Raw genomic sequence first — 21,564 nt, forward strand, 5'->3', positions numbered from 1 at the left:
GTCAGCCCCGGTCGAGGTAGGCGAGGACCGCGAGCACGCGGCGGTTGTCGTCGTCCGACACGGGCAGGCCGAGCTTGCTGAAGATGTTCGAGGTGTGTTTGGCCACCGCCCGCTCCGTGACCACCATCTGCGCGGCGATCGCCCCGTTCGAACGGCCCTGCGCCATCAGTTCCATGACCTCACGCTCCCGGGGCGTCAGAGCGCCCATCGGCTCGTCCACCGACCGCCGCGACAGCAGCTGCGAGATGACCTGCGGATCCATCGCCGTGCCGCCCGCCGCCACCCGGCGCACCGCGTCGATGAACTGGTCGGCGTCGAACACCCGGTCCTTCAGCAGGTAGCCGATGCCGCCGTTGCCGTCTGCCAGCAGCTCCCGGGCGTACAGCTGCTCGACGTGCTGCGACAGGACGAGGACAGGCAAGCCCGGCCGGTCGCGGCGGGCGGTCAGTGCGCACTGGAGGCCCTCGTCCGTGTGGGACGGCGGGAGCCGGACGTCGACGACGGCGACGTCCGGCTTCAACTCCGCCAAGGCCTTCGTCAGTTCGGGCCCGCTCTCGACTGCCGCCGCGATCTCGAAATCGTAGGCTTCCAGCATCCGCACGAGGCCGTCACGGAGCAGGAAGAGATCTTCGGCTAGGACAACGCGCAAGGGATCTCCATGGTCACCATGGTGGGGCCGCCCGCAGGGCTGCTGACGGCCAGTACGCCGTCGAATGTACCCAGCCGCCGTTCGATTCCGCTGAGCCCCGAGCCCGCGCCGATCGTCGCGCCGCCCTTGCCGTTGTCCGTGACCGAGATCCGCAGCATCCCCTCGGCGTGGTGCACGTCCACCCACATGCGGTCCGCGCCCGCGTGCTTCACCACGTTCGTCAGGGACTCGCTGACGGCGAAGTACGCCGCCGACTCGACCGGTGCCTCGGCGCGGCCGGGCAGTTCCACGGTCACCTCCGAGGTGATCGGGAGCCGCAGCGCCAGCGCCTTCACCGCGTCACCCAGCCCGCGCTCGGCGAGCACCGGCGGGTGGATGCCCCGTACGAGGTCACGCAGTTCGGTCAGCGCTTCCGCGGAGGACGTACGCGTCATCGCCAGCAGCTTCTTCGCCTGCGCCGGGTCCTTCTCGATGAGCGCCTCGATGGTGCCGAGGTTCATGCCCATGGCGACCAGCCGGGCCTGCGCGCCGTCGTGCAGGTCCCGCTCGATGCGGCGCAGTTCGGAGGCCGCCGTGTCCACAGCCTCGTGCCGGGTCTCGGTGAGCCGGTCGATGCGCTGCGCGAGTTCCTCCGGGGCGGGCGCCAGCGCAGACCGGGCGAGCACGAAGTGCAGCCGCAACAGGGGCCGGCTCGCCCGCACACCCACGTGGAAGAGGACGACACCGAGGGCCGCCGCGGCCAGCCCCGTCAGCTGGCTGTCGACCGGCACGAACGCGTACCAGTACGTGTCGTCCTCGAACACCCGCCACAGCCCCGCCGCCAGGACGAGCCCCTCCACCGGATAGACCAGCAGGGCCCAGCAGAAGACCAGCAGCACGAAGCCGGCGGTCATGTCGAGCAGCAGCCACCGCAGGTCCCGCCAGGTCGCCGGGTCCTTCATGATCAGTGTGGTGCGCTCGACCTGCCCGGTGAAGCCGTCGCGCACGTCCTTCGGGAACGGCCGGTAGGGGACCGGGACGCGGATGTCCGACCACTGGGCCGCGAGCAGCCTGCGCCGGTTTGCGTGCTTGCGCACCGCCTGCGTGAGCCACGGAGTGGTGACCAGGCCCACGCCCAGCAGGATGAGGGTGAAGGAGAGCAACGACAGGATGAAGAGGACGGCCGAGCCCGCGAGGGCCTCGAAGGAGAGGACGAACGCCCGCCCACCGCTCCGCAGCGCGGTCCGTACCCGGCTCTCGGCCGATCTCATGATGGTGTCTCCCCTCACCGGGCCCCACGTCGGATCCCGTTCGGCCCTCAGTCTCCCCCGTGCACGAGCGCCGTGGTCAGCCGTTCCGCCACCCGACGGGGGGTGTATCTGGCACCACCCCCCGGGCGACGCGAGGAGGCCCCGGATCCGGACCCGGGGCCTCCTCGTCTCGGTGTGCGATCAGGGCGCGTACTTGTAGCCCACGCGCCGCACGGTCTGGATCGACCGGCGGTGCTCGGCGCCCAGCTTGCGGCGGAGCCGGGCCACATGGACGTCGACGGTGCGCCCGTCGCCCACATGTCCGTAGCCCCAGACCGTCGTCACCAGCTGATCGCGGGTGTGCACCCGGTGCGGGTGCGCCACCAGGTGCGCCAGCAGCTCGAATTCGAGGTAGGTGAGGTCGAGGGTGACACCGTCCACGGCGGCGGTGCGCCGGGTGGAGTCGATCCGCACGGGGCCGCTCGCCGGGGCGTCGGCCGCGGGTTCCGGCACGAACGCGCGGTGCTGCGCGGACGCCACCGCCCCCGCCGGCTGCTGGTCGGCGGGCACGAGGACCAGGTAGCCGACCATCGGCGGGTGGCCCGGCAGAGCGGGCAGCGTGTGCTGGGGCGCGGGAAGCCAGGTGGCGCCCGGCGGCAGGAAGCCGGCCGCGTCCGCGAGTTCGACGACCTCGTCACGGTCGACTGCACGCAGCCGGTTGCGGTTGGGGGACAGGGTGTTGCGGGCGGTGGTGGCCGCAGCGGACACCGCGGTCGCCGCTGTGGCGGCGGACGCGGTGGAGAAAGTACGGGTGTTCGCCATGAGGGGTCAGCTCTTTCGCGCGAGGAGTCGTCGAGGACGTACGTCGTGCGCGCGGGCCGAAGGCCGGGGTGAGGCGGCTTTAGAGGGCCTGCGCGTTCCACGCGCGGCAACACACCCGGTCGAAGTCATGGTGCTGACGGGAGGGCCAGAACGGCTCGAGGTCGCTGCGACCCGACGCGGTGTACTGGTAGCTGGCCATGTCCCTATTGAAGCAGAGTTCGGCGCCGCGCAGCAGGGTCCTCTCACCCGTCGATACGGACCGCCGCGTCAGGTTCCCCACGGCCCCCTCCCGCACCTGCCGTTCCGGTCCACCACCGCCCCGGGCCGCGCGCTCCCGTCCACTCCACGCCCCGGCGTCGGCAGGGCACGCCGAAGGGGCGCCCGGATACGGACGCCCCTTCGGCGAGGCCGGTACGAGCCGGTCGCGGATCAGACCTGGTCGGCCTTCTCCAGAGCGGTGCAGCAGGTGTCGACGATCAGCCGCGTGACCACGTACGGGTCGACGTTGGCGTTCGGGCGGCGGTCCTCGATGTAGCCCTTCCGGTCCTGCTCGACCTGCCACGGGATGCGGACCGAGGCGCCGCGGTCGGAGACGCCGTAGCTGTACTCGTTCCACGGGGCGGTCTCGTGCAGGCCGGTCAGGCGGTCGTCGATGCCCGCGCCGTAGTTCTTGACGTGGTCCATCGGCTTCGAGCCCTCACCGAGCGACTCGGCCGCGGTGATGATCGCCTCGTAACCCTCACGCATGGCCTTGGTGGAGAAGTTGGTGTGCGCCCCCGCGCCGTTCCAGTCGCCCTTGACCGGCTTCGGGTCCAGGGTCGCGGAGACGTTGTAGTCCTCGGCGGTGCGGTACAGCAGCCAGCGCGCGATCCACAGGTGGTCGGAGACCTCCAGCGGGGAGACCGGGCCGACCTGGAACTCCCACTGGCCGGGCATGACCTCGGCGTTGATGCCGGAGATGGCGAGGCCCGCCTTCAGGCAGTTGTCCAGGTGCGTCTCGACGATGTCGCGGCCGAAGATCTCGTCGGAGCCGACGCCGCAGTAGTAGCCGCCCTGCGCGGCGGGGAAGCCGCCCTCGGGGAAGCCCAGCGGACGGTGGCCGTCGAAGAAGGTGTACTCCTGCTCGATGCCGAAGATCGGCTCCTGGCCCGCGAACCGCTCGGCGACCGGGCGCAGCTCGGCGCGGGTGTTGGACTCGTGCGGAGTCATGTCGATGTTGAAGACCTCGCACAGGACGAGGACGTCGTCGCCGCCGCGGATCGGGTCCGGACACGAGAAGACCGGCTTCAGCACCCGGTCGGAGGCGTGGCCCTCGGCCTGGTTGGTGCTCGAACCGTCGAAGCCCCAGATGGGCAGATCCGCCACGTCCTGCGTGGGGCTGCCGGCCATGATCTTCGTCTTGGAACGAAGCTTCGCGGTCGGCTCGGTGCCGTCGATCCAGATGTACTCAGCCTTGAACGTCACGGACGCCATCCTTTGCGGGTGCTGCGGTCTATGGTGCGCAGCTTCGCAAGACGCGATTTCCCGACCGTTGCCCGAATGTGAACCCGGTGTTACCGAGGTTTCCCGAAGGTGTCGGACGGCAGGTCCCCGCCGCCCGGGGCCGTCTCACCCTGCGGCGCACCGGATACGTTCCGGGCCGGCGCCCCGGGCGGCTCCGGGACCGTGCCGCCCCGGGGGCCGGGCAGACTGGCGGCATGACCACACACGACTCCTCCGCCCCGCCGCTGCGGATCGGCCTCGTCGGGGCCGGCCCCTGGGCGCGCCTGACCCACGCCCCCGCCCTCGCCGCCCACCCCGGGGTCGTACTCAGCGGCGTCTGGGGCCGCCGCCCCGAGGCGGCGGAGGCACTCGCCGCGGCCCACGGCACCGACGCGTACACCGGTGAGGCGGGCTTCGACGCGCTCCTGGCCACGAGCGACGCCGTGGCCTTCGCCGTGCCGCCGGACGTCCAGGCGCCCCTGGCCGCGCGGGCCGCGGGCGCGGGGCGCCACCTGCTGCTGGACAAACCGGTCGCCACCACGGTGGCGGCGGCGCACGAGGTCGCCGACGCCGCCGGGCGGACCGGGGTCGCCTCCGTGGTCTTCTGCACCCTGCGGTTCGCCCGGGGCACGGCCCCGTGGATCGCCGAACAGGCCGCGGCGGGTGGTTGGTTCACGGCCCGCGCGGCGTGGATCGGCGCACTCTTCGCCCCGGGAACGGACAACGAGTTCGCCGCCTCGCCCTGGCGCCGCGAGAAGGGGGGCCTGTGGGACGTGGGCCCGCACGCGCTCTCGGTCCTGATCCCGGTCCTGGGCGACGTGACGGACGTGGTCGCGGCCCGCGGGCCCGCCGACGCCGTCCATCTGCTGCTCCGGCACACCTCGGGGGCGTCGAGCACGGTGACGCTGGCCCTGGACGCTCCGGCGGGCGCGGCGGGCACCGAGGTCGAGTTCCGGGGCGAGGCGGGGGTGTCCGCCCTCCCGGAGGGAGGCGGCGACGCGCTCGGCGCGTTCCGGGCTGCCGTGGACGCGCTGTCCGAGGCCGTACGCACGGGGACGCCGCACCCCTGCGACGTACGGTTCGGGCTGCGGCTCACCGAGGTCCTCGCGCAGGCCGAGGCGGAGCTGGGCCGGCCCTGAACCCGAGGGGGCCCCACGTCCCCGAGTGGCGGATTCAGTCCCGGTCATCGCCCAGAGCCGCGTGCGCCTCCAGGAGGAGGCGCCGTACGGCCGCGGCCTCCCGGTCGTCGAAGGTGCGCAGCAGACCGGCCATCCGGGCCAGAGGGCGCCCGAAGAACTCCTGCCCCCGCTCCACCGCCCGTGCGTCGACCGTGAGCAGCACCCGGCGGCTCGCCGCGACGGCGTCCCTGCACCCGGTCGTCGAGAGGGTGACGATCGCCGGCGCCACGCATCACTCCGTGCCGCGGACGGACCCCGGGGCGGGCGGGATCAGCCGTCCCATGGAGGAGTTCCTCAGCGCCCGAGCGCGTCCCTGACCGCCTGGTCCGTCCGCGCCACGACCGCCGAGCCGTCCTGCGCGGTGATGATCGGCCGCTGGATCAGCTTCGGGTGCCGCGCCAGCGCCGTGATCCACCGCTCACGCGAACCCTCGTCCTTCGGCCAGTCCTCGAGCCCCAGCTCCTTCGCGTCCGCCTCCTGGGTCCGCGTGATGTCCCACGGCTCCAGTCCGAGACGGCCGAGCACCGCCCGGATCTCGTCGGGTGACGGCACGTCCTCCAGGTAGCGGCGGACGGTGTAGTCGGCGCCCTCGGCATCGAGCAGACTCACCGCGCTGCGGCACTTGGAACATGCGGGATTGATCCAGATCTCCATGGGGCCAAGGGTACGGGAGGGATCCTCGAAATGGCCTCTGGCCAGGGGCGATTGTCAGTGGCGGGCCGTAGGATGGAGGTAGTTCGTGAGGGTTCCACCACCGTGCCAGGAGGTTGCCGATGGCCGTCGCCACAGTCACGACCGAGCCGCTCCACAAGCCGCTGCGCAAGAAGCGGCTCCCCGCGGGCCGTCCCCGCGAGTGGTACGTCTCCCACAACCGCCGCCTGAAGGCCATGCGCCTGACCATCGCCCTGCTCGACTCCGGCGTCTACCAGCCGTCCACCGCCGACAACGCCCGGATACGGGCGACAGCCGCACGCCTCGCCATGCACCCGCCGTCCGACACCACCTGCCGCATGGTCCGCGCCCTGATCCGGTACGGCCGCTGACCCCACCCGCCTGTGCCCCCGGGGACTCCGGGGGCACAGGCGGGTGCCGTGGGGACCGCCCGGACCTGATGGAAGACTGCGCGCCATGTCTCTCGCCGACCTGACCCTCGCCCGCTGGCGCGCCCTGGACACCGCGGCCGCCACCCGGTTCGCGGAGGAGGCCGCCCGCCGCGTGGACGGCCGTCTCCTGCGGGTGGAAGCCGCCCCGCACCTCGGTGGGACGCTGCACCGCGCCGTGATCGAGCGCGCCGGTGAGCGGTACGCCCTGATCCCCGGGGGTGAGGCGGCCATCGGCTTCGACGTGGACGCCTGGCAGCCGGCTCCCGAGCAGCTCGTCTCCTACCGGGAGGAGAGTCTGGCGGGAGGATTCGGCTTCGACGAGGACCCGCGTGTCCATCTCGCCCAGGTGATGACCCCGCCCCGCACAGCAGCCCTGCCCGCCGTGCTGATGGCGGTCGAGCCCCGTGAACTCCCCGAACTCCCGGCGCTGGTACCCGCCCTGCTGGCCGAGCAGGGTCTGCGGGTGCCGGAGCCCGACGAGTGGGAGCACGCCTGCGGGGCCGGTGCCGGCACGCTGTTCCGCTGGGGCGACGGCTTCCCGGCGGGCGTGGCCCCGTACGGAGCGGGCGACGGCCCCCACCGCCCGCCCAACGCCTTCGGGCTGCACATCGCCTTCGACGTCTACGACACCGCCGAGATGACATCGGACCCCGGTTCCGTATACGGCGGCGACGGGGGAGAGGCCGTCTGCGGCGGCTACGGAACCCTCCTGGAATGGCTGCCGCTGGCCACCGCCAACCGCAACCCGTCCACGGCCGAATTCCTCTACGGCCCCGAGGGCGAGGGCATGTTCGAGGACTTCGGCGTGCGTCCCGTCATCGATCTGGACTGACGGGACACGGTGGGGAAGGGGCCCTGACCACTGCCCTTACGGGCCAGAAGTGTGACGTGTCACAGACAATGCGTCGGGGCTGTGGGAACTTCAACTCTGTTACTCATCAGTTGAGTTGCCGACGTGCGCGTGGAGAGGGTCGAATGAGCACTCTGCAAGCCATCACGCTCGACCAGGTGGTCGACACGGACCACTACCCCCTGTCGGACCCCGAAGGTACGGAAGCCCGCGCCGTGGTGGCGCGGGCGCGGCGCGAACTGGCCGAGGTGGGCTGCACCGTCCTGCCCGACTTCATCCGGCCCGAGCTGCACGAGGTACTGCGCCAGGAGTGCGCCGCCCTCGCCCCGCACGCGTACTTCGACGTCGAGACGGTCAACGTCTACAACATCGACGTGGACACGGACCTGCCCCAGGACCACCCCGGCAGGCGCACGTTCGAGCGCGGCAACGCGTTCGTCGCCCGCGACCGGATCCCCGGCGGCTCCCTCATCAGCAGGCTCTACTCCCACGAGTCGTTCCGGCGCTTCGTCGCGGACTGCTTCGGACTGCCCCGGCTGTACGAGCTGGCCGACCCGCTCTCCGGCCTCGTGCTCAACGTCGTACGGCCGGGCATGGAACACCCCTGGCACTTCGACACCAACGAGTACACGGTCAGCATGCTGACCCAGGACGCCGAGGAGGGCGGCTCCTTCGAGTACTGCCCGAACATCCGGTCCGCCGAGGACGAGCACTTCGACGACGTCCGGAACGTCCTGGACGGCCGCGGCGACCGGCAGCCGGAGCGCCTGCCCCTGCGGCCGGGAGACCTGCAGCTGTTCAAGGGCCGCTACTCGCTGCACCGGGTCAGCCCCGTCCGCGGCGGCCTCGCACGCCACAGCGCGATCTTCGCCTACAGCGAGCGCCCCGGCGTCATCGGGAGCGTGGCACGCACCCGTCAGCTCTTCGGCCGCGCACTGCCCGAACACCTGGCCGCGGAAGGGCGGGCCGTCCGGGGGGACCGGCTGCTGGACTGAGGCCCCGGGAACGGTTCCAGACACTGCCACGCGCCCCACCGAGGAGAAGACCTTGCGTCTCGACGCGTCCGGAAAAGTCTCGTTGGACCACATCTACACCGCGCCCGACCCCCGCACCTACTTCCAGGTGCTGCGCCCGCTCGGCTACCACGTCCCCCAGCTCGCCAAGCCCTGGTTCGACAAGATCGTCAAGGAGTACCGGGAGACCGAGCACGTGGCCGTACCCCACGTGCTGGACATCGGCTGCTCGTACGGGATCAACGCGGCCCTGCTCAAGTACGACCTCACGATGGACGAGCTGTACGCGCGCTACGACGGCAGCGGCCCCCGCGTCCCGTGCCGGACTGCTGGAGCGCGACCGGGACCTCGCACGCTCCCGCCACCCCGCGCACCCGCTGCGCTTCACCGGCCTGGACGCGTCCACCGGCGCCCTGGCCTACGCCCACGAGGCGGGATTCCTCGACGCCACCGTCAACGCCGACCTCGAGGCGAACGACCCCACACCCGCCCAGCGGGACCTGCTCGCCGGGACCGATCTGGTGATCTCGACGGGATGCGTCGGCTACGTCACCGAGCGCACCCTCACCCGTGTCGTCCGCGCGCAGGACGGCCGCCTCCCCTGGATGGCGCACTTCGTCCTGCGCATGTTCCCGTTCGACCCCGTGGAGGAGGCCCTCGACGAGCTGGGCTACCGCACGGTCCGGGTCGACGAGCTCTTCAAGCAGCGGCGGTTCGCCGGTCCGCAGGAACAGCGCGGAGTCCTGGACAACATGGCCGCCGCCGGACTCGACGCGAGCGGGCTGGAGGAGGACGGCTGGCTCTACGCTCAGCTCTACCTCTCCAGGCCGTCCCGGCACCGATAGTCCCCACCACCCCCACTCACCGAGAAGAGAGCCGCATTGAACGTCAGTCAGGAAGCAGCAGCCGGCGCGACCTTCGCCCGTGAAGGGAGCCTCCCGCGTGTGCCCCTGCCCACGCTCGAGGCGAGCTGCGAACGGTTCCTCGCCTGGTGCGCCCCTCTGCTGACCGCGGAGGAGAGGGCGGCGACGGAGGCCGAGGTCGCCGCCTTCCTGCGCCCCGGCGGCCCCGGCCGCACCCTGCACGCGGCACTGGAGGAATACGACGCGACGGAGGGCGTGCACAGCTGGCTCGACACCTTCTGGCCGTACCGTTACCTCGGCCGCCGGGACCGGATCGCGCTCAACGCCAACTTCTTCTTCCTCTTCCAGGACACCGGGGAGGGACAGCTCGACCGCGCCGCAGGTCTCGTGGCGGGCGCGCTCCACTACAAGCGGCGGCTCGACGAAGGGCTGATCGCACCGGTCGAGCAGCGTGGCGTGCCCCAGTCGATGGTGCAGAACCAGTACCTCTTCTCCACGACCCGCATCCCCGGGGTACCGCTGGACACGGTGCGCGCCCCCTACGGCGAGCAGGCACCCGGCCCCTCCACCGCGCGGCACATCGTCGTCTTCTTCCGGGGCACGATGTTCCGGCTGGACGTGATCGGACCGGACGGCGCCCCGCACAGCCTCGACGAGATCGAGGCCGGGCTGCGCGCCGTCACCAAGGCCGACGTGCACACGGCCGAGGAGGACCGGGCGGGCCACCTCACCACCATGGCGCGAGCCGAATGGGCGGCCGCCCGCGCGTCCCTCGCCGACGGCCACCCCGGGAACGCCCGGACGCTGGACGACATCGAGACGGCCCTCTTCTGCGTCTGCCTGGAGGACTTCGCACCCGAGGACACCCAGACGGCTTGCGACGAACTGCTGCACGGGGACCGCGGCAACCGCTGGTTCGACAAGGCCGTCTCCTTCGTCGTCTTCGCGGACGGCCGGGCCGGCATCAACGTCGAGCACTGCGAGCTGGACGGGACGACCGTCCTCAGCTTCACCGACGCCCTGCTCGGCACTCCGCCGGACGAACACTCCCGCGGGTCCGGGGCACGCCCCCAGGGCGAACCGGTGCCGCGGCCGCTGACCTTCGCGCTGGACGCCTCACTGCGCGCGCGGGTGCGCTCCGCGGCCGAGGAGTTCGCCGCGTACGGCAACGACACCGCGACCCGCACCGTGTCGTTCGGCGACTTCGGGAGCACGGCCGCCAAGGCGCTCGGAGTCTCCCCGGACGCCTTCGTCCAGGCCGCCTACCAGCTGGCCCACCAGCGGGCGAAGGGCCGTCTGGGAGCGACGTACGAGTCGATCGCGACCCGCCAGTACCGCCACGGCCGCACCGAGGCCATGCGTGTGGTCACCCCCGAGACGCCCGTGTTCGTCGCGGCGATGGACGACCCCGGGGCCGGCCGCGACACCCGCCGCGCCGCGTTCCGGGCCGCAGCCGCGGCCCATGTGGCGCGCGCGAAGGAATGCCAGGCGGGCGAGGCCCCCGAGCAGCACCTCTGGGAGCTGGAACTCATCCAGCGCCGCCGCGGCGAGGAACTCGGAGTGCGTGAACAGCCCGCCCTGTACCGCTCACCGGGCTGGCTCACCATGCGGGACGACTACCTGAGCACCAGCTCCGCGCCGTCCGAGAACATCCAGTACTTCGGCTTCGGCTCCACGAGCAGCACGTGCATCGGCATCGCCTACGTCCTGCTCCCGAACCGCTTCAACCTCTACCTGAGCACACCACGCGCGGTGGCCGGCCAGATGCACGCCTTCGCGGACCACCTGCGCGAGGCGGTCGCGGAACTGCGCGATCTGCTGACGGACTGATCCGGCCGGGGGAGGGGCGGGCCGGCACCGCACGTATCTTGGGGGCCCGGCCGACGAGGGACAGACATGCATGCCACCGCCACGCCCTTCACCCTGCACCACTGGACGGAGCACCCGCACCGCGAACGGCGGTACTTCGGCTGGCGGGGGACCTCGCCGGACTTCGGCGACATACAGGTGAGGTACCCCGCACCGCCGCATCTGCCGAACGCGCGCACGGCGGAGGCGCGGGGCGGGTTCCTGCCCGTGGCCACCTTCGAATCGCGCGGGGCGTACATGGACGAGCTCGTGCAGCCGACACTGAACGGGGCGACGCTGCGCGTCGGTGACGCCCTGGTCCACCTGCGCAGGAACCGCTGGGCGATGACCCGTCGAGGGCGCTCCCTGCACATGCGGTACCTCGGCGACCGGTACAGGCTGACCGCGCTCGACCGCCGTGACTTCACCGTCACCAGGGAGGCGGACGCGGAGAGCCCCGGAGCGGTCGTCACGGTGACGCAGTCCGGCTTCGGGAAGCGGAAGCACCTCACGGTGAGGACGAAGGGCCCGGCCGTCCCGGCGGACATCGCGCTCGCCGCCCTCTTCTCCGGCGTCGACAGATCCGTCCTCACCCGCCGGGGCGCCGTACGGGCCGGCTTCTCCCGGGTGTTCCACGCGTGGGCGGACTCCTAGCAGCCCCTGCCCGGTGTCGCGCTCACGGCGAAGGCCGCCGCCCCTCGCGGGACGACGGCCTTCGTGCGGTATCCGCGCTCTAGAGGTCGAAGTACAGCTCGAACTCGTGCGGGTGCGGGCGCAGCTGGATCGGGGCGATCTCGTTGGTGCGCTTGTAGTCGATCCACGTCTCGATCAGGTCGGGCGTGAAGACGCCGCCGGCCTGGAGGTACTCGTGGTCGGCCTCGAGCGCGTCGAGGACCGCCGGGAGCGAGGTCGGGACCTGCTGGACGCCCGCGTGCTCCTCGGGGGCCAGCTCGTAGAGGTCCTTGTCGATCGGCTCCGGCGGCTCGATCTTGTTCTTGACGCCGTCCAGGCCGGCCATCAGCAGCGCCGAGAACGCCAGGTACGGGTTGGACGACGGGTCCGGGGCGCGGAACTCGACGCGCTTCGCCTTCGGGTTCGAGCCCGTGATCGGGATGCGCATCGCGGCGGAGCGGTTGCGCTGCGAGTACACCATGTTGACCGGCGCCTCGAAGCCCGGGACCAGGCGGTGGTAGGAGTTCACCGTCGGGTTGGTGAACGCCAGCAGCGACGGGGCGTGCTTCAGGATGCCGCCGATGTAGTAGCGCGCCATGTCCGAGAGGCCCGCGTAGCCCTGCTCGTCGTAGAACAGCGGGGAGCCGCCGGACCACAGGGACTGGTGGACGTGCATGCCCGAGCCGTTGTCACCGAAGATCGGCTTCGGCATGAAGGTCGCGGTCTTGCCGTTGCGCCAGGCGACGTTCTTCACGATGTACTTGAAGAGCATCAGGTCGTCGGCCGCGGCGAGCAGCGTGTTGAACTTGTAGTTGATCTCGGCCTGGCCGGCGGTGCCGACCTCGTGGTGCTGGCGCTCGACCTGGAGGCCGTTCTTGTCCAGCTCCATGGAGATCTCGGCGCGCAGGTCGGCGAAGTGGTCGACCGGCGGCGTCGGGAAGTAGCCGCCCTTGTAGCGGACCTTGTAACCACGGTTGTTCTCGACCGCACCGGTGTTCCAGGCGCCGGCCTCGGAGTCGATGTGGTAGAAGCTCTCGTTCGCCGACGTCTGGAAGCGGACGTTGTCGAAGACGTAGAACTCCGCCTCGGGGCCGAAGAACGCCGTGTCGGCGATGCCGGTGGAGGCGAGGTAGGCCTCGGCCTTCTTGGCCACGTTCCGCGGGTCACGGCTGTACTGCTCGCCCGTGATCGGGTCGTGGATGAAGAAGTTGATGTTCACGGTCTTGTCGCGGCGGAACGGGTCGACACGAGCCGTCGACAGGTCCGCGCGCAGCGCCATGTCCGACTCGTGGATCGCCTGGAAGCCGCGGATCGACGAGCCGTCGAAAGCCAGTTCCTCGGCCGGGTCGAAGGACGCCGCAGGGATCGTGAAGTGCTGCATCACACCCGGCAGGTCGCAGAACCGGACGTCGACGAACTTGACGTCGTTGTCAGCGATGTACTTCTGGACTTCGTCGGCGTTCTGGAACATCCAACTCCTCCTACTCCCGACCCGGGAAAGGGCGGGGTTGCAGCTCGTCTGTGTGGCCAGTGCGGTGGCGCACGCTGGACCGACCATAGGCAGACGGCATTTCTCCAGCATGACCCATTTGTTTCGCACAAGTTAACCAGCCCGGTCGCGGGCGGCACCTCAGCGACGTGTTCCGTGCCCCGCCCGGCCAGGTGCAAACGTGGGCGCAGTACCGTGGACGGGTGGACAACAGGCGAGCAATCGGATCGTGGCTCTCGGGGCCGCGCGCGGCGGCCGAGGAGATGGGCGCCGACTTCGGTCACCGGGGCGAGCGCCTCGGTCTGCCCCGGGAGGGCCCGGGGTCCGTGGCTCCGCTCGGCCGGCGCTTCGGGGCGCTCTTCATCGACTGGGCCGTGAGCATGCTGATCGCATACGGGCTGCTCGCTCGGGGTGACCAGCAGGCGGCGGGGAACTGGGCGCTCGCCGTCTTCCTCGTCATGAGCCTGCTGACGGTCGGAACCGTGGGTTCCACACCGGGCAAGCGCATCCTCGGCCTGCGGGTCATCGCCGAGGACGGCGGGCGGCTCGGCGTCGTACGGGTCGCCCTGCGGAGCGTGCTGCTCCTCCTGGTGATCCCCGCCATCGTCTGGGACCGGGACAGCCGCGGCCTCCACGACCGCCTCGCCCGCGCCGTGCAGGTCCGTATCTGACCACCGCGGGCGGCGTCCGCACGGTGAGACGGCTCCGTGAAAGAGGCACCCGAAACGCGGAGAGCGGCCCCGGACGATCGACTCGTCCGGGGCCGCTCTCCGCTCGTACGTGCTCGGTCAGCGCATCTTTCCGCCGCGCGGCATCCGCATGCCCTTCGGCATCGGGCCCTTGGGCAGCGGCATGTTGCTCATCAGGTCGCCCATCGCCCTGAGCCGGTCGTTGGCCGCGGTCACCTGCGGGCCGGTGAGGACCCGCGGAAGCTTCAGCATCGTGGTGCGCACCTTCTTCAGCGGCACCTGGCCCTCGCCGTCACCGACGATGATGTCGTGCACCGGTACGTCCACGACGATGCGGGCCATCCGCTTCTTCTCGGCCGCCAGCAGGCTCTTCACCCGGTTCGGGTTGCCCTCGGCCACCAGCACGATGCCCGCCTTGCCGACGGCCCGGTGGACGACGTCCTGGCTGCGGTTCATCGCGACGGCCGGAGTGGTCGTCCACCCGCGGCCCACCCGGTCCAGCACCGCCGCGGCGGCGCCCGGCTGGCCCTCCATCTGACCGAAGGCCGCCCGCTCGGCACGCCGTCCGAAGATGATCGCCATCGCGAGGAAGGCCAGGACGAAGCCCAGGATTCCCGCGTAGACAGGGTGACCGATCAGGAAACCGATGGCGAGGAGGACACCGAAGGTGATGATTCCCACACCCGCGACGACGAGACCCACCTTGGGGTCCGACCGCCTGGTCATCTTGTAGGTCAGGGCGATCTGCTTGAGCCGCCCCGCGTTCTCGGCGCTGTCCGCGCCTTCAGTGTTTGCCTTCCTCGCCATGTAGCGAAGTTTACGTGGCGCGGGAGTGACCTAGGAACGGTGGTCGGCCACAGCCTTCAGCACGTGCTCCGCCTCGACCCGGTCCTGCGCCCTGCGGCGGTCCTCGAGGACCGCCGTCCAGGCGTTGCGGCGGGCGGTGCGCTGGCCGCTGCTCATCAGCAGCGACTCGACCGCGCGGAGCGCGGTGGTGACGGTCGGGATCGTGTTGGCTCGTACCGGTGCGGCGTGCATCGTGGGTGTTCCCCCTCGGAGCGGATGCGCGCGTCCGGCGCGCACTGGGTAGCGGGAAGCAATGACGGCGGCGGCTGCGGGAGCCATCGCGTGTGTACCTAGGGTCACTGCTCGGTGTTACCAGTGCATGACCGGTCGGTCAAACACCAATGAAACTCTGATTTCGGCGCCGCGCACGTCGACGCGGTCCGTACGGGGCCCCTGCCTGCGGGGAACGTACGGACCGCGTCGTCGCGGCTCCTGCTGTTCAGTGGTCCCTTGTGCGCCGATTCACACGGCCTGCGGGGTCGCGGCGGTCGCGCCGCGCCGCTCCATCGCCTGCTGGAAGAGGCGCCCGGCGCGGTAGGAGGAGCGCACCAGCGGCCCCGACATGACGCCGGAGTAACCGATCGCGTCGGCCTCGTCCTTCAGCTCCACGAACTCGTGCGGCTTCACCCAGCGCTCGACCGGGTGGTGCCGGGGGGAGGGCCGGAGGTACTGCGTGATCGTGACGAGCTCACAACCCGCGTCGTACAGGTCCTGGAGCGCCTCGCTGACCTCCTCGCGGGTCTCGCCCATGCCGAGGATCAGGTTGGACTTCGTCACCAGACCGGCCTCACGGGCGCGGGTGATGACCTCCAGCGAGCGCTCGTAACGGAAGCCGGGCCGGATCCGCTTGAAGATCCGGGGGACCGTCTCGACGTTGTGCGCGAGCACCTGGGGGCGCGAGGAGAAGACCTCGGCGAGCTGCGCGGGCTCCGCGTTGAAGTCGGGGATGAGGAGCTCCACCTTCGTGGCGCCGGCCTCCCGCCCCGCGGTCTGGGCGTGGATCTGGCGCACGGTCTCCGCGTACAGCCACGCGCCGCCGTCGTCGAGGTCGTCGCGTGCGACGCCGGTGATCGTGGCGTAGTTCAGGTCCATCGTCACGACGGACTCGCCCACGCGGCGGGGCTCGTCACGGTCCAGCGCCTGCGGCTTCCCCGTGTCGATCTGGCAGAAGTCGCAGCGCCGGGTGCACTGGTCGCCGCCGATGAGGAACGTCGCCTCGCGGTCCTCCCAGCATTCGTAGATGTTCGGGCAACCGGCCTCCTGGCACACGGTGTGCAGTCCCTCGCCCTTCACGAGCGCCTGCATCTTCGTGTACTCGGGGCCCATCTTCGCCCGGGTTTTGATCCACTCGGGCTTGCGCTCGATGGGGGTCTGGCTGTTTCGGACCTCCAGGCGCAGCATCTTGCGCCCGTCGGGTGCGACACCGGACACTCCGGCACCCCTTTGCTTTCGCTGCATTGGATTCTTCGGCGAACACCAGGGTACGCCCGTGGTTAGAACGGTCTTACGTATGGCCAACCTGTGGCCGATGGGCCCTATTCCGCGCGGGCCCTCAGGGCGCCTCAGGCGGGGGCCGCGGTCCTGGGCGGCTCCGCGGCCTCGATGACACGGGGGGCGAGCTCCGCGTTCTCCAGGACGGCCCGCAGGTGCTTCTCGGCGACCGGGAGGACGTCCGCGATCGTGATCTCGCGCCCCAGTTCGTTCGACAGCGAGGTCACCCCGGCGTCGCGGATGCCGCACGGCACGATCCGGTCGAACCAGGTGTTGTCCGGGTTCACGTTGAGGGCGAAGCCGTGCATGGTCACGCCCTTGGCGACCCGGATGCCGATCGCGGCCAGCTTGCGGTCCTCACGGCGCTGGCCGGCGTTGGACGGCGCGTACTCGGGGCCGTTCAGGCGGGGGTCGAACTCCTCGTCGTGCAGCCTCGGGTCGAAGTCCAGCGAGAGCCCCCCGGGCGTGAGGCGGTCCTCGACCGGGTCGCCGAGGACCCAGACGCCGCTGCGGCCCTCGACCCGGCTGGTCTCCACGCCGAACTCGGCGGCCGTGAGGATCAGGGCGTCCTCGAGACGGCGGACATGGGCGACCACGTCGACCGGGCGGGGCAGCTTCATGATCGGGTAGCCGACCAGCTGTCCCGGGCCGTGCCAGGTGATCTTCCCGCCGCGGTCGACGTCGACGACGGGGGTGCCGTCCAGCGGCCGTTCGCTGTCCGTGGTGCGCCGCCCTGCCGTGTAGACGGGCGGGTGCTCGAGGAGCAGGCAGGTGTCGGGGACGGTGTCCTCGAACCGGGCGGCGTGCACCTCGCGCTGCTTCTGCCATGCCTCCTGGTAGTCGACCGCTTCCTCGCCGAATCCCAGACGGACGAACCGCAGCTCACTCACTCGGGTGCCTCCCTACTCGCGGTGCCGCAGGGCCGGGGGGTGTCCCCGGAGCCACGTCACCATGCACTGATGTGCGCCCCCAGCCACTGTACGACCGGTCCGGAGGGTGAGGTCAGGCAGGTCGTGTGCGGGTGGATTCCGTCAGCGATCCGACAATCCTCACACGATCGGATGAATGTGGAGCGAAGCCCGTCGGGCCCACCGCCGGGGCCGTTAAATTCGCGCCGTTCCATAACGGGCTCGCCCGCCACCAATCGTGGGGGAGCCCGTGAGGGCTGCCCGCCCGGCACCGAAGGCAGGAGACCTTACAGCTGATGTCGGAACGACCTCCGCAGCGCACCCCGAACCGGCGGCTCGCCGCCCTCATCTCGGAGGCCGGGTTCTCCCACGCGGGCCTGGCCCGCCGCGTGGACCAGCTCGGCCTCGAACACGGGCTGGACCTGCGATACGACAAGACCTCGGTCACGCGCTGGCTGCGCGGCCAGCAGCCGCGGGGCACCACCCCCGCGCTGATCGCCGAGGTCTTCACGAGACGGCTCGGGCGCCGGCTCTCCGCCCAGGACCTGGGCCTGGACGCCTGCGCACCCGTCTACGCCGGCCTCGAGTTCGCGGCCACGCCCGGTGAGGCCGTCGACATCGTGAGCGGGCTGTGGCGCAAGGACTCGGGCAGCCACGCGGAGCTGCGCAAGATCGCGTTCACGCCCGCCGGGCTGGTCGTGCCCAGCCGGGACTGGCTGATCGGGCGGGCCGACGAATGGGCCGGCCACGGTGAGCAGCCGCACCGGGCGCACGGCACAGCGGGCCTGCCCGCCCCGCGTACGCCCGAAGGGGCCCACGGAGCCCGGCCCCCGCACGGACTCCACCCGGCCAACGGGACCGGCACCCTCCAGGTGCCCGGAGCAGCCCCCCACGGGCTGCGGCCCGCGGGGACCCGTGGCCCCGGCTCCTCGCGTCCGCCCGCTCCCACGACGCCGCCCCTGGGCGTCCCGCGCCAGCGGCAGACCGAGCGCGGCACGGGCCAGCGGGTCGGCAGCGGCGACGTCGCCGCCCTGCGTTCGGTGGGTGAGCTGTTCCGGACGCTGGACAACGCCTACGGCGGCGGCCACGCCAGGCAGGCCCTCGTCCGCTACCTGGAACACGAGGCCGAACCCATGCTCCGGGGGAGCTACGGCGAGGCGATCGGCCGCAGGCTGTTCTCCGCCGCCGCCGATCTGACCCGGCTGGCCGGCTGGACCTCGTACGACATCGCGGCGCACGGCCTCGCCCAGCGCTACTTCGTCCAGGCGCTGCGGCTGGCCCAGGCCGCGGGGGACCGGGCGTACGGGGCCTTCGTCCTGATCACGATGAGCCGGCAGGCGGTCTACCTCGGGCACGGCAGGGAAGCCGTCCAGCTCGCCCGAGTCGCCCAGCAGGGCATCGGTTCCTCCGCGCCGCCCGTCGTGCTGGCCCTGCTGCACGCGGTCGAGGCGCGCGGGCACGGCGTCCTCGGCGAGGCCAGGGCCTGCGTCGCCACGCTCGTACGCGCGGAGCGCGCCCTGGGGATCTCCCGGCCCGGGGACGACGTGCCGCACTGGGCCCGCTACTTCGACGAGGCCCAGCTGGCCGACGAGTTCGGCCACTGCCACCGCGACCTGCAGCAGTACCGCGTCGCCGCCCAGCACGCCGAGCGCTCGCTCCAGCTGCGCGCACCGGCCTACGCCCGGAGCAGGCTGTTCTGCCGGGTGGTGCTCGCGTCCGCGCGGCTCGGGCTCGGCGAGCTCGACCAGGCGTGCCTGCTGGGTGCCGAGGCGGCCCAGCAGGCGGCGGAGATGCGGTCGGTGCGCGCGACGGAGTACGTGCGGGACTTCGAGCGCCGCCTGGAGCCCCACCGTGAAGCCGCCGCCGTACGCGGATACCGGGAACGGGTCGCCGCACTGGGCTGACCCGTGGCCGGGTCCCGCCCGGAGCGGGGCTCCGGGCGGCAGGCCCTACGCGGCCGCGGGCAGTCCCGTCCTTTCCTCCTGCGGCCGGCGCACCCCCAGGTCGGCCAGGATCGCCGAGGCGGCACGCCTCCCGGAGCGAAGGGCGCCCTGGACCGTGCTCGTGTCGCGGTGGTCGCCGCACACGTAGAGCCCGGCGAGCAGCCGGACCGGACGCCGCGGATCGTGCGGCGGCGGCATGGCGGGGACCGCCTCGGCGTCGTGGTGGGCGGCCAGCAGCTCCCAGTCGTCGGTGGGCGTGCCGTACAGCGTGGCGAGGTGCGTGCGGACCGCGCCGTCGAGGTCCGGCGGCGGCGGACCGAGCACCGTGGAGGTGATCAGCGCCCGGCCGTGCGGCGCCCGCGAGGGATCCACCTCGCTCATCACGGCCGTGTGGGCGACCGGACCCGAGCGGTCCGCGTCCAGCAGCAGGCGGGCCCCGGTCGGCGGCGGCTGCGAGGTGGTGTGGTGCAGCACGGTGACCTGATGGAAGGCGGGCGTCCGCAGCCCCGGCAGCAGTTCCGCCGCCGCTCCCGCCCCGGTGGCCAGCAGGAGCGACCGGCAGCCCAGCTCGCCGTGCTCCTTGGTGCGTACGGAGGTGATGTCGGCGGCCGTCACATGTACCCCGGTGCGTAGGGTCCCGGGCGGCAGGGCGGCTGCCAGCAGGTCCGGCAGTGTCGCGGAACCACCCGACGGCACGCAGAGCCGCCCGCGCGCGTAGTCCCGGAGGGTGAGGTCGGCCACGCGGCTCGACGTCATGAGTCCGGGGTCGCCGAGCAGTGCCGAGAGCAGAGGGCGCAGGAATCCGCCGACGAGCCGCGGTGGGAGTCCGCGTGCCGACAGGGCGTCGAGCGCGGCCTCGTCGGGCCGGGCCAGGATCCGGGGCTCCGGAGCCGCGGCCAGGCGGGCCAGCCAGGCCCCGAGCCTGGCCTGTTCGATCGCCCCGCCGAGGGGCGCGCGAGGGGCGCTCGGTCGGGAGCGCACCGCGCGAAGTGCGCCCCGGGCGCTCCGTACGTCCCCCGCACGGTACTGACGCCCCCCGCTGTGGACGAGCACCCCGGGGGCGAAGTCCCTGAGCACCAGCCCGTCGAGGCCCGGGGTGGTGCTCAGCTCCGCACAGGCGGAGCTGAGCAGTGGTCCCAGGCGGTCGAGCCGGAACCCGTCCATGTCGTCGGTCGCCATCCGGCCGCCCGCATGCGCGGCTGCCTCCAGGACGCTGACGTCCACTCCTGCGCTGATCAGCTGGTGGGCCGCCGACAGGCCGGCGATCCCGGCCCCGATGATGACCACATCCGCGTGGTCCGAAGTGTGTGCCCTGAGCACGTGCCCCTCCCCGAGTCGGTGCGGCTGGTGGGGGGCTATTGCCCCCAACAGGCCCCCGGAATGCCCGAGTTCGGGTCGAGGCTAGAGGGATGGCCGAGAGCGGCGCAGTCGCGCGCACCCCGGGCACCGGTGCACGGGGTCGCACGGGCCGCCCGATCGGGGCCCGGAGCAGGCCAGGCCCTGATCAGCGCAGCGCGGCGCGGATCGCGTCGTCGATGCCGGGAAAGGCGAACACGAAGCCCGAGTCGAGAAGTTGGCCGGGCAGCACCCGCTGGCTGGACAGCACGTCCCCGGCGAAGTCACCGAGCGCGAGCTTCAGCGCGGGCGCCGGAGCGGTGAACAGGGTCGGACGCCGCAGCACCCGTCCCATGGCGGCCGTCACCTCGGCGTTCGTGACGGGGGAGGGGCCCGTCAGATTCACCGGCCCGGACAGCGTCTCCGTGTCCAGGATGTGCCGCAGCGCCGCGATGTGGTCGTGCAGCGCGATGAAGCTCCAGTACTGCCGACCGTCGCCCATCCGCCCGCCGAGCCCCGCCTTGAACAGGGGGAACAGACGCCCCCAGGCCCCGCCCCGCCGGGACACGACCAGACCGGTCCGGGCGTGGGCGGTGCGTACGCCCGCCTCCTCCGCGGGAGCCGTGGCCTCCTCCCACTCCACGCAGACGGACGGCAGGAAACCCTCGCCGGGCGGCGCACCCTCGTCCACCGCGCGGTCGCCGGTGTCGCCGTAGAAGCCGATGGCGGACCCGGACAGCAGCACCTTCGGCGGTGTGTCGAGGGAGGCGACGGCCTCGGCCACGGCAGCCGTGCCCAGCACCCGGCTTTCGCGGATCTCCCGCTTGTAGGCCTCCGTCCAGCGGTGGTCCCCCACCCCCGCACCCGCCAGGTGGACGACCGCGTCGCAGCCGACCAGACCCGCCGCGTCGACGTACTGGCGCTTCGGGTCCCACTCCACCTCGTCCCCCGTCGCGGCGGGGCGGCGCACCAGACGCACCACCTCGTGCCCGTCGGAGCGCAGCGAGCGCACGAGCGCCGCTCCGATGAGGCCGGTCGATCCGGTGACGGCGATTCGGGAGCGCAGCATGCCGTCCATCCTGCCCCATGAGTGATCCGTCACGCGGAAAGGGAGCGCCGGAAACGGCCGGGAGCCTCACATGGCACAGTGGCGT

General features: G+C 71.9%; 22 protein-coding genes. 9 read left to right on the forward strand and 13 right to left on the reverse strand.

Annotation, left to right across the window (positions count from 1 at the left end; genetic code table 11):
- Position 1 precedes the first annotated feature (1 nt).
- The 4 genes from LWJ43_RS24285 to glnII all read right to left on the reverse strand — a co-directional run bounded on the left by LWJ43_RS24285 (position 2) and on the right by glnII (position 4,164).
- Entirely contained in the window at positions 2-649 is a 648-nt protein-coding gene (locus tag LWJ43_RS24285; RefSeq protein ID WP_205019720.1) for a LuxR C-terminal-related transcriptional regulator, read from the reverse strand.
- Positions 634-1,899 carry a sensor histidine kinase gene (locus LWJ43_RS24290; RefSeq protein WP_277334331.1) on the reverse strand — a complete coding sequence of 422 codons (1,266 nt, stop codon included), beginning with the start codon at positions 1,897-1,899 and terminating at the stop codon, positions 634-636. Before LWJ43_RS24290 ends, LWJ43_RS24285 begins: the two co-directional genes overlap by 16 nt.
- Positions 1,900-2,079: 180 nt before the next feature.
- Positions 2,080-2,700: a winged helix-turn-helix domain-containing protein gene (locus LWJ43_RS24295; RefSeq protein ID WP_277334332.1), complete on the reverse strand. Its 621-nt coding sequence runs from the start codon at positions 2,698-2,700 to the stop codon at positions 2,080-2,082.
- A gap of 429 nt (positions 2,701-3,129) precedes the next feature.
- Positions 3,130-4,164: a glutamine synthetase gene (glnII, locus tag LWJ43_RS24305; protein WP_277334334.1), complete on the reverse strand. Its 1,035-nt coding sequence runs from the start codon at positions 4,162-4,164 to the stop codon at positions 3,130-3,132.
- Positions 4,165-4,397: 233 nt separating this feature from the next.
- Between glnII and LWJ43_RS24310 the strand changes: the two genes are divergently transcribed.
- On the forward strand, positions 4,398-5,321 hold the full coding sequence (locus tag LWJ43_RS24310; RefSeq protein ID WP_277334335.1) for a Gfo/Idh/MocA family protein: 924 nt from the start codon (positions 4,398-4,400) through the stop codon (positions 5,319-5,321).
- A gap of 34 nt (positions 5,322-5,355) precedes the next feature.
- Here LWJ43_RS24310 and LWJ43_RS24315 read toward each other — a convergent pair whose 3' ends face one another.
- Together LWJ43_RS24315 and LWJ43_RS24320 are read right to left on the reverse strand one after the other, a co-directional pair.
- The gene (locus LWJ43_RS24315) at positions 5,356-5,589 is read right to left on the reverse strand and encodes a hypothetical protein (RefSeq protein ID WP_277334336.1); all 234 of its coding nucleotides are present in this window, start codon (positions 5,587-5,589) and stop codon (positions 5,356-5,358) included.
- A 65-nt stretch (positions 5,590-5,654) separates the two neighbouring features.
- Complete coding sequence (locus tag LWJ43_RS24320; RefSeq protein ID WP_277334337.1) at positions 5,655-6,014, reverse strand: arsenate reductase family protein; 360 nt, start codon at positions 6,012-6,014, stop codon at positions 5,655-5,657.
- A gap of 119 nt (positions 6,015-6,133) precedes the next feature.
- Here LWJ43_RS24320 and LWJ43_RS24325 point away from each other — a divergent pair, with 119 nt between their 5' ends.
- From LWJ43_RS24325 to LWJ43_RS24350, 6 genes are all read left to right on the forward strand, one after another.
- Entirely contained in the window at positions 6,134-6,403 is a 270-nt protein-coding gene (locus LWJ43_RS24325; protein ID WP_277334338.1) for a hypothetical protein, read from the forward strand.
- A gap of 85 nt (positions 6,404-6,488) precedes the next feature.
- Positions 6,489-7,295: a hypothetical protein gene (locus LWJ43_RS24330; protein WP_277334339.1), complete on the forward strand. Its 807-nt coding sequence runs from the start codon at positions 6,489-6,491 to the stop codon at positions 7,293-7,295.
- Positions 7,296-7,438: 143 nt separating this feature from the next.
- Positions 7,439-8,308 (forward strand): HalD/BesD family halogenase, encoded by an 870-nt coding sequence (locus LWJ43_RS24335; protein ID WP_277334340.1) that lies wholly within the window; start codon positions 7,439-7,441, stop codon positions 8,306-8,308.
- A gap of 539 nt (positions 8,309-8,847) precedes the next feature.
- The gene (locus tag LWJ43_RS24340; protein ID WP_277334341.1) at positions 8,848-9,171 is read left to right on the forward strand and encodes a hypothetical protein; all 324 of its coding nucleotides are present in this window, start codon (positions 8,848-8,850) and stop codon (positions 9,169-9,171) included.
- Positions 9,172-9,270: 99 nt separating this feature from the next.
- Positions 9,271-11,019 (forward strand): choline/carnitine O-acyltransferase, encoded by a 1,749-nt coding sequence (locus tag LWJ43_RS24345; RefSeq protein WP_277334342.1) that lies wholly within the window; start codon positions 9,271-9,273, stop codon positions 11,017-11,019.
- A gap of 66 nt (positions 11,020-11,085) precedes the next feature.
- Positions 11,086-11,691, forward strand: coding sequence for a hypothetical protein (locus LWJ43_RS24350; RefSeq protein ID WP_277334343.1), 606 nt, complete (start codon positions 11,086-11,088; stop codon positions 11,689-11,691).
- 79 nt (positions 11,692-11,770) lie between these two features.
- Here LWJ43_RS24350 and glnA read toward each other — a convergent pair whose 3' ends face one another.
- The gene (gene glnA / locus LWJ43_RS24355) at positions 11,771-13,180 is read right to left on the reverse strand and encodes a type I glutamate--ammonia ligase (protein ID WP_014156643.1); all 1,410 of its coding nucleotides are present in this window, start codon (positions 13,178-13,180) and stop codon (positions 11,771-11,773) included.
- Positions 13,181-13,401: 221 nt separating this feature from the next.
- Here glnA and LWJ43_RS24360 point away from each other — a divergent pair, with 221 nt between their 5' ends.
- Positions 13,402-13,869, forward strand: a complete 468-nt coding sequence (locus LWJ43_RS24360) for an RDD family protein (protein WP_277334344.1) — start codon at positions 13,402-13,404, stop codon at positions 13,867-13,869.
- Between the two features lie 117 nt (positions 13,870-13,986).
- Here LWJ43_RS24360 and LWJ43_RS24365 read toward each other — a convergent pair whose 3' ends face one another.
- The 4 genes from LWJ43_RS24365 to lipB form a co-directional block, all read right to left on the reverse strand.
- Entirely contained in the window at positions 13,987-14,694 is a 708-nt protein-coding gene (locus LWJ43_RS24365) for a DUF4191 domain-containing protein (protein WP_147963090.1), read from the reverse strand.
- Positions 14,695-14,724: 30 nt separating this feature from the next.
- Positions 14,725-14,925, reverse strand: a complete 201-nt coding sequence (locus LWJ43_RS24370; RefSeq protein ID WP_109879887.1) for an SCO2195 family GlnR-regulated protein — start codon at positions 14,923-14,925, stop codon at positions 14,725-14,727.
- 270 nt (positions 14,926-15,195) lie between these two features.
- Positions 15,196-16,164, reverse strand: coding sequence for a lipoyl synthase (gene lipA / locus LWJ43_RS24375; protein ID WP_277334345.1), 969 nt, complete (start codon positions 16,162-16,164; stop codon positions 15,196-15,198).
- A 131-nt stretch (positions 16,165-16,295) separates the two neighbouring features.
- Positions 16,296-17,114 carry a lipoyl(octanoyl) transferase LipB gene (gene lipB, locus LWJ43_RS24380; protein WP_277334346.1) on the reverse strand — a complete coding sequence of 273 codons (819 nt, stop codon included), beginning with the start codon at positions 17,112-17,114 and terminating at the stop codon, positions 16,296-16,298.
- A gap of 314 nt (positions 17,115-17,428) precedes the next feature.
- Between lipB and LWJ43_RS24385 the strand changes: the two genes are divergently transcribed.
- Positions 17,429-19,036 (forward strand): regulator, encoded by a 1,608-nt coding sequence (locus LWJ43_RS24385; RefSeq protein ID WP_277334347.1) that lies wholly within the window; start codon positions 17,429-17,431, stop codon positions 19,034-19,036.
- A gap of 45 nt (positions 19,037-19,081) precedes the next feature.
- Here the strand turns inward: LWJ43_RS24385 and LWJ43_RS24390 are convergent, their stop codons facing one another.
- The gene (locus LWJ43_RS24390) at positions 19,082-20,395 is read right to left on the reverse strand and encodes an NAD(P)/FAD-dependent oxidoreductase (RefSeq protein ID WP_277334348.1); all 1,314 of its coding nucleotides are present in this window, start codon (positions 20,393-20,395) and stop codon (positions 19,082-19,084) included.
- Positions 20,396-20,579: 184 nt separating this feature from the next.
- Positions 20,580-21,479: a TIGR01777 family oxidoreductase gene (locus LWJ43_RS24395; protein ID WP_277334349.1), complete on the reverse strand. Its 900-nt coding sequence runs from the start codon at positions 21,477-21,479 to the stop codon at positions 20,580-20,582.
- Positions 21,480-21,564: the final 85 nt, after the last annotated feature.

The sequence above is a fragment of the Streptomyces sp. JH34 genome, assembly GCF_029428875.1.
Classification (GTDB): Bacteria; Actinomycetota; Actinomycetes; order Streptomycetales; family Streptomycetaceae; genus Streptomyces.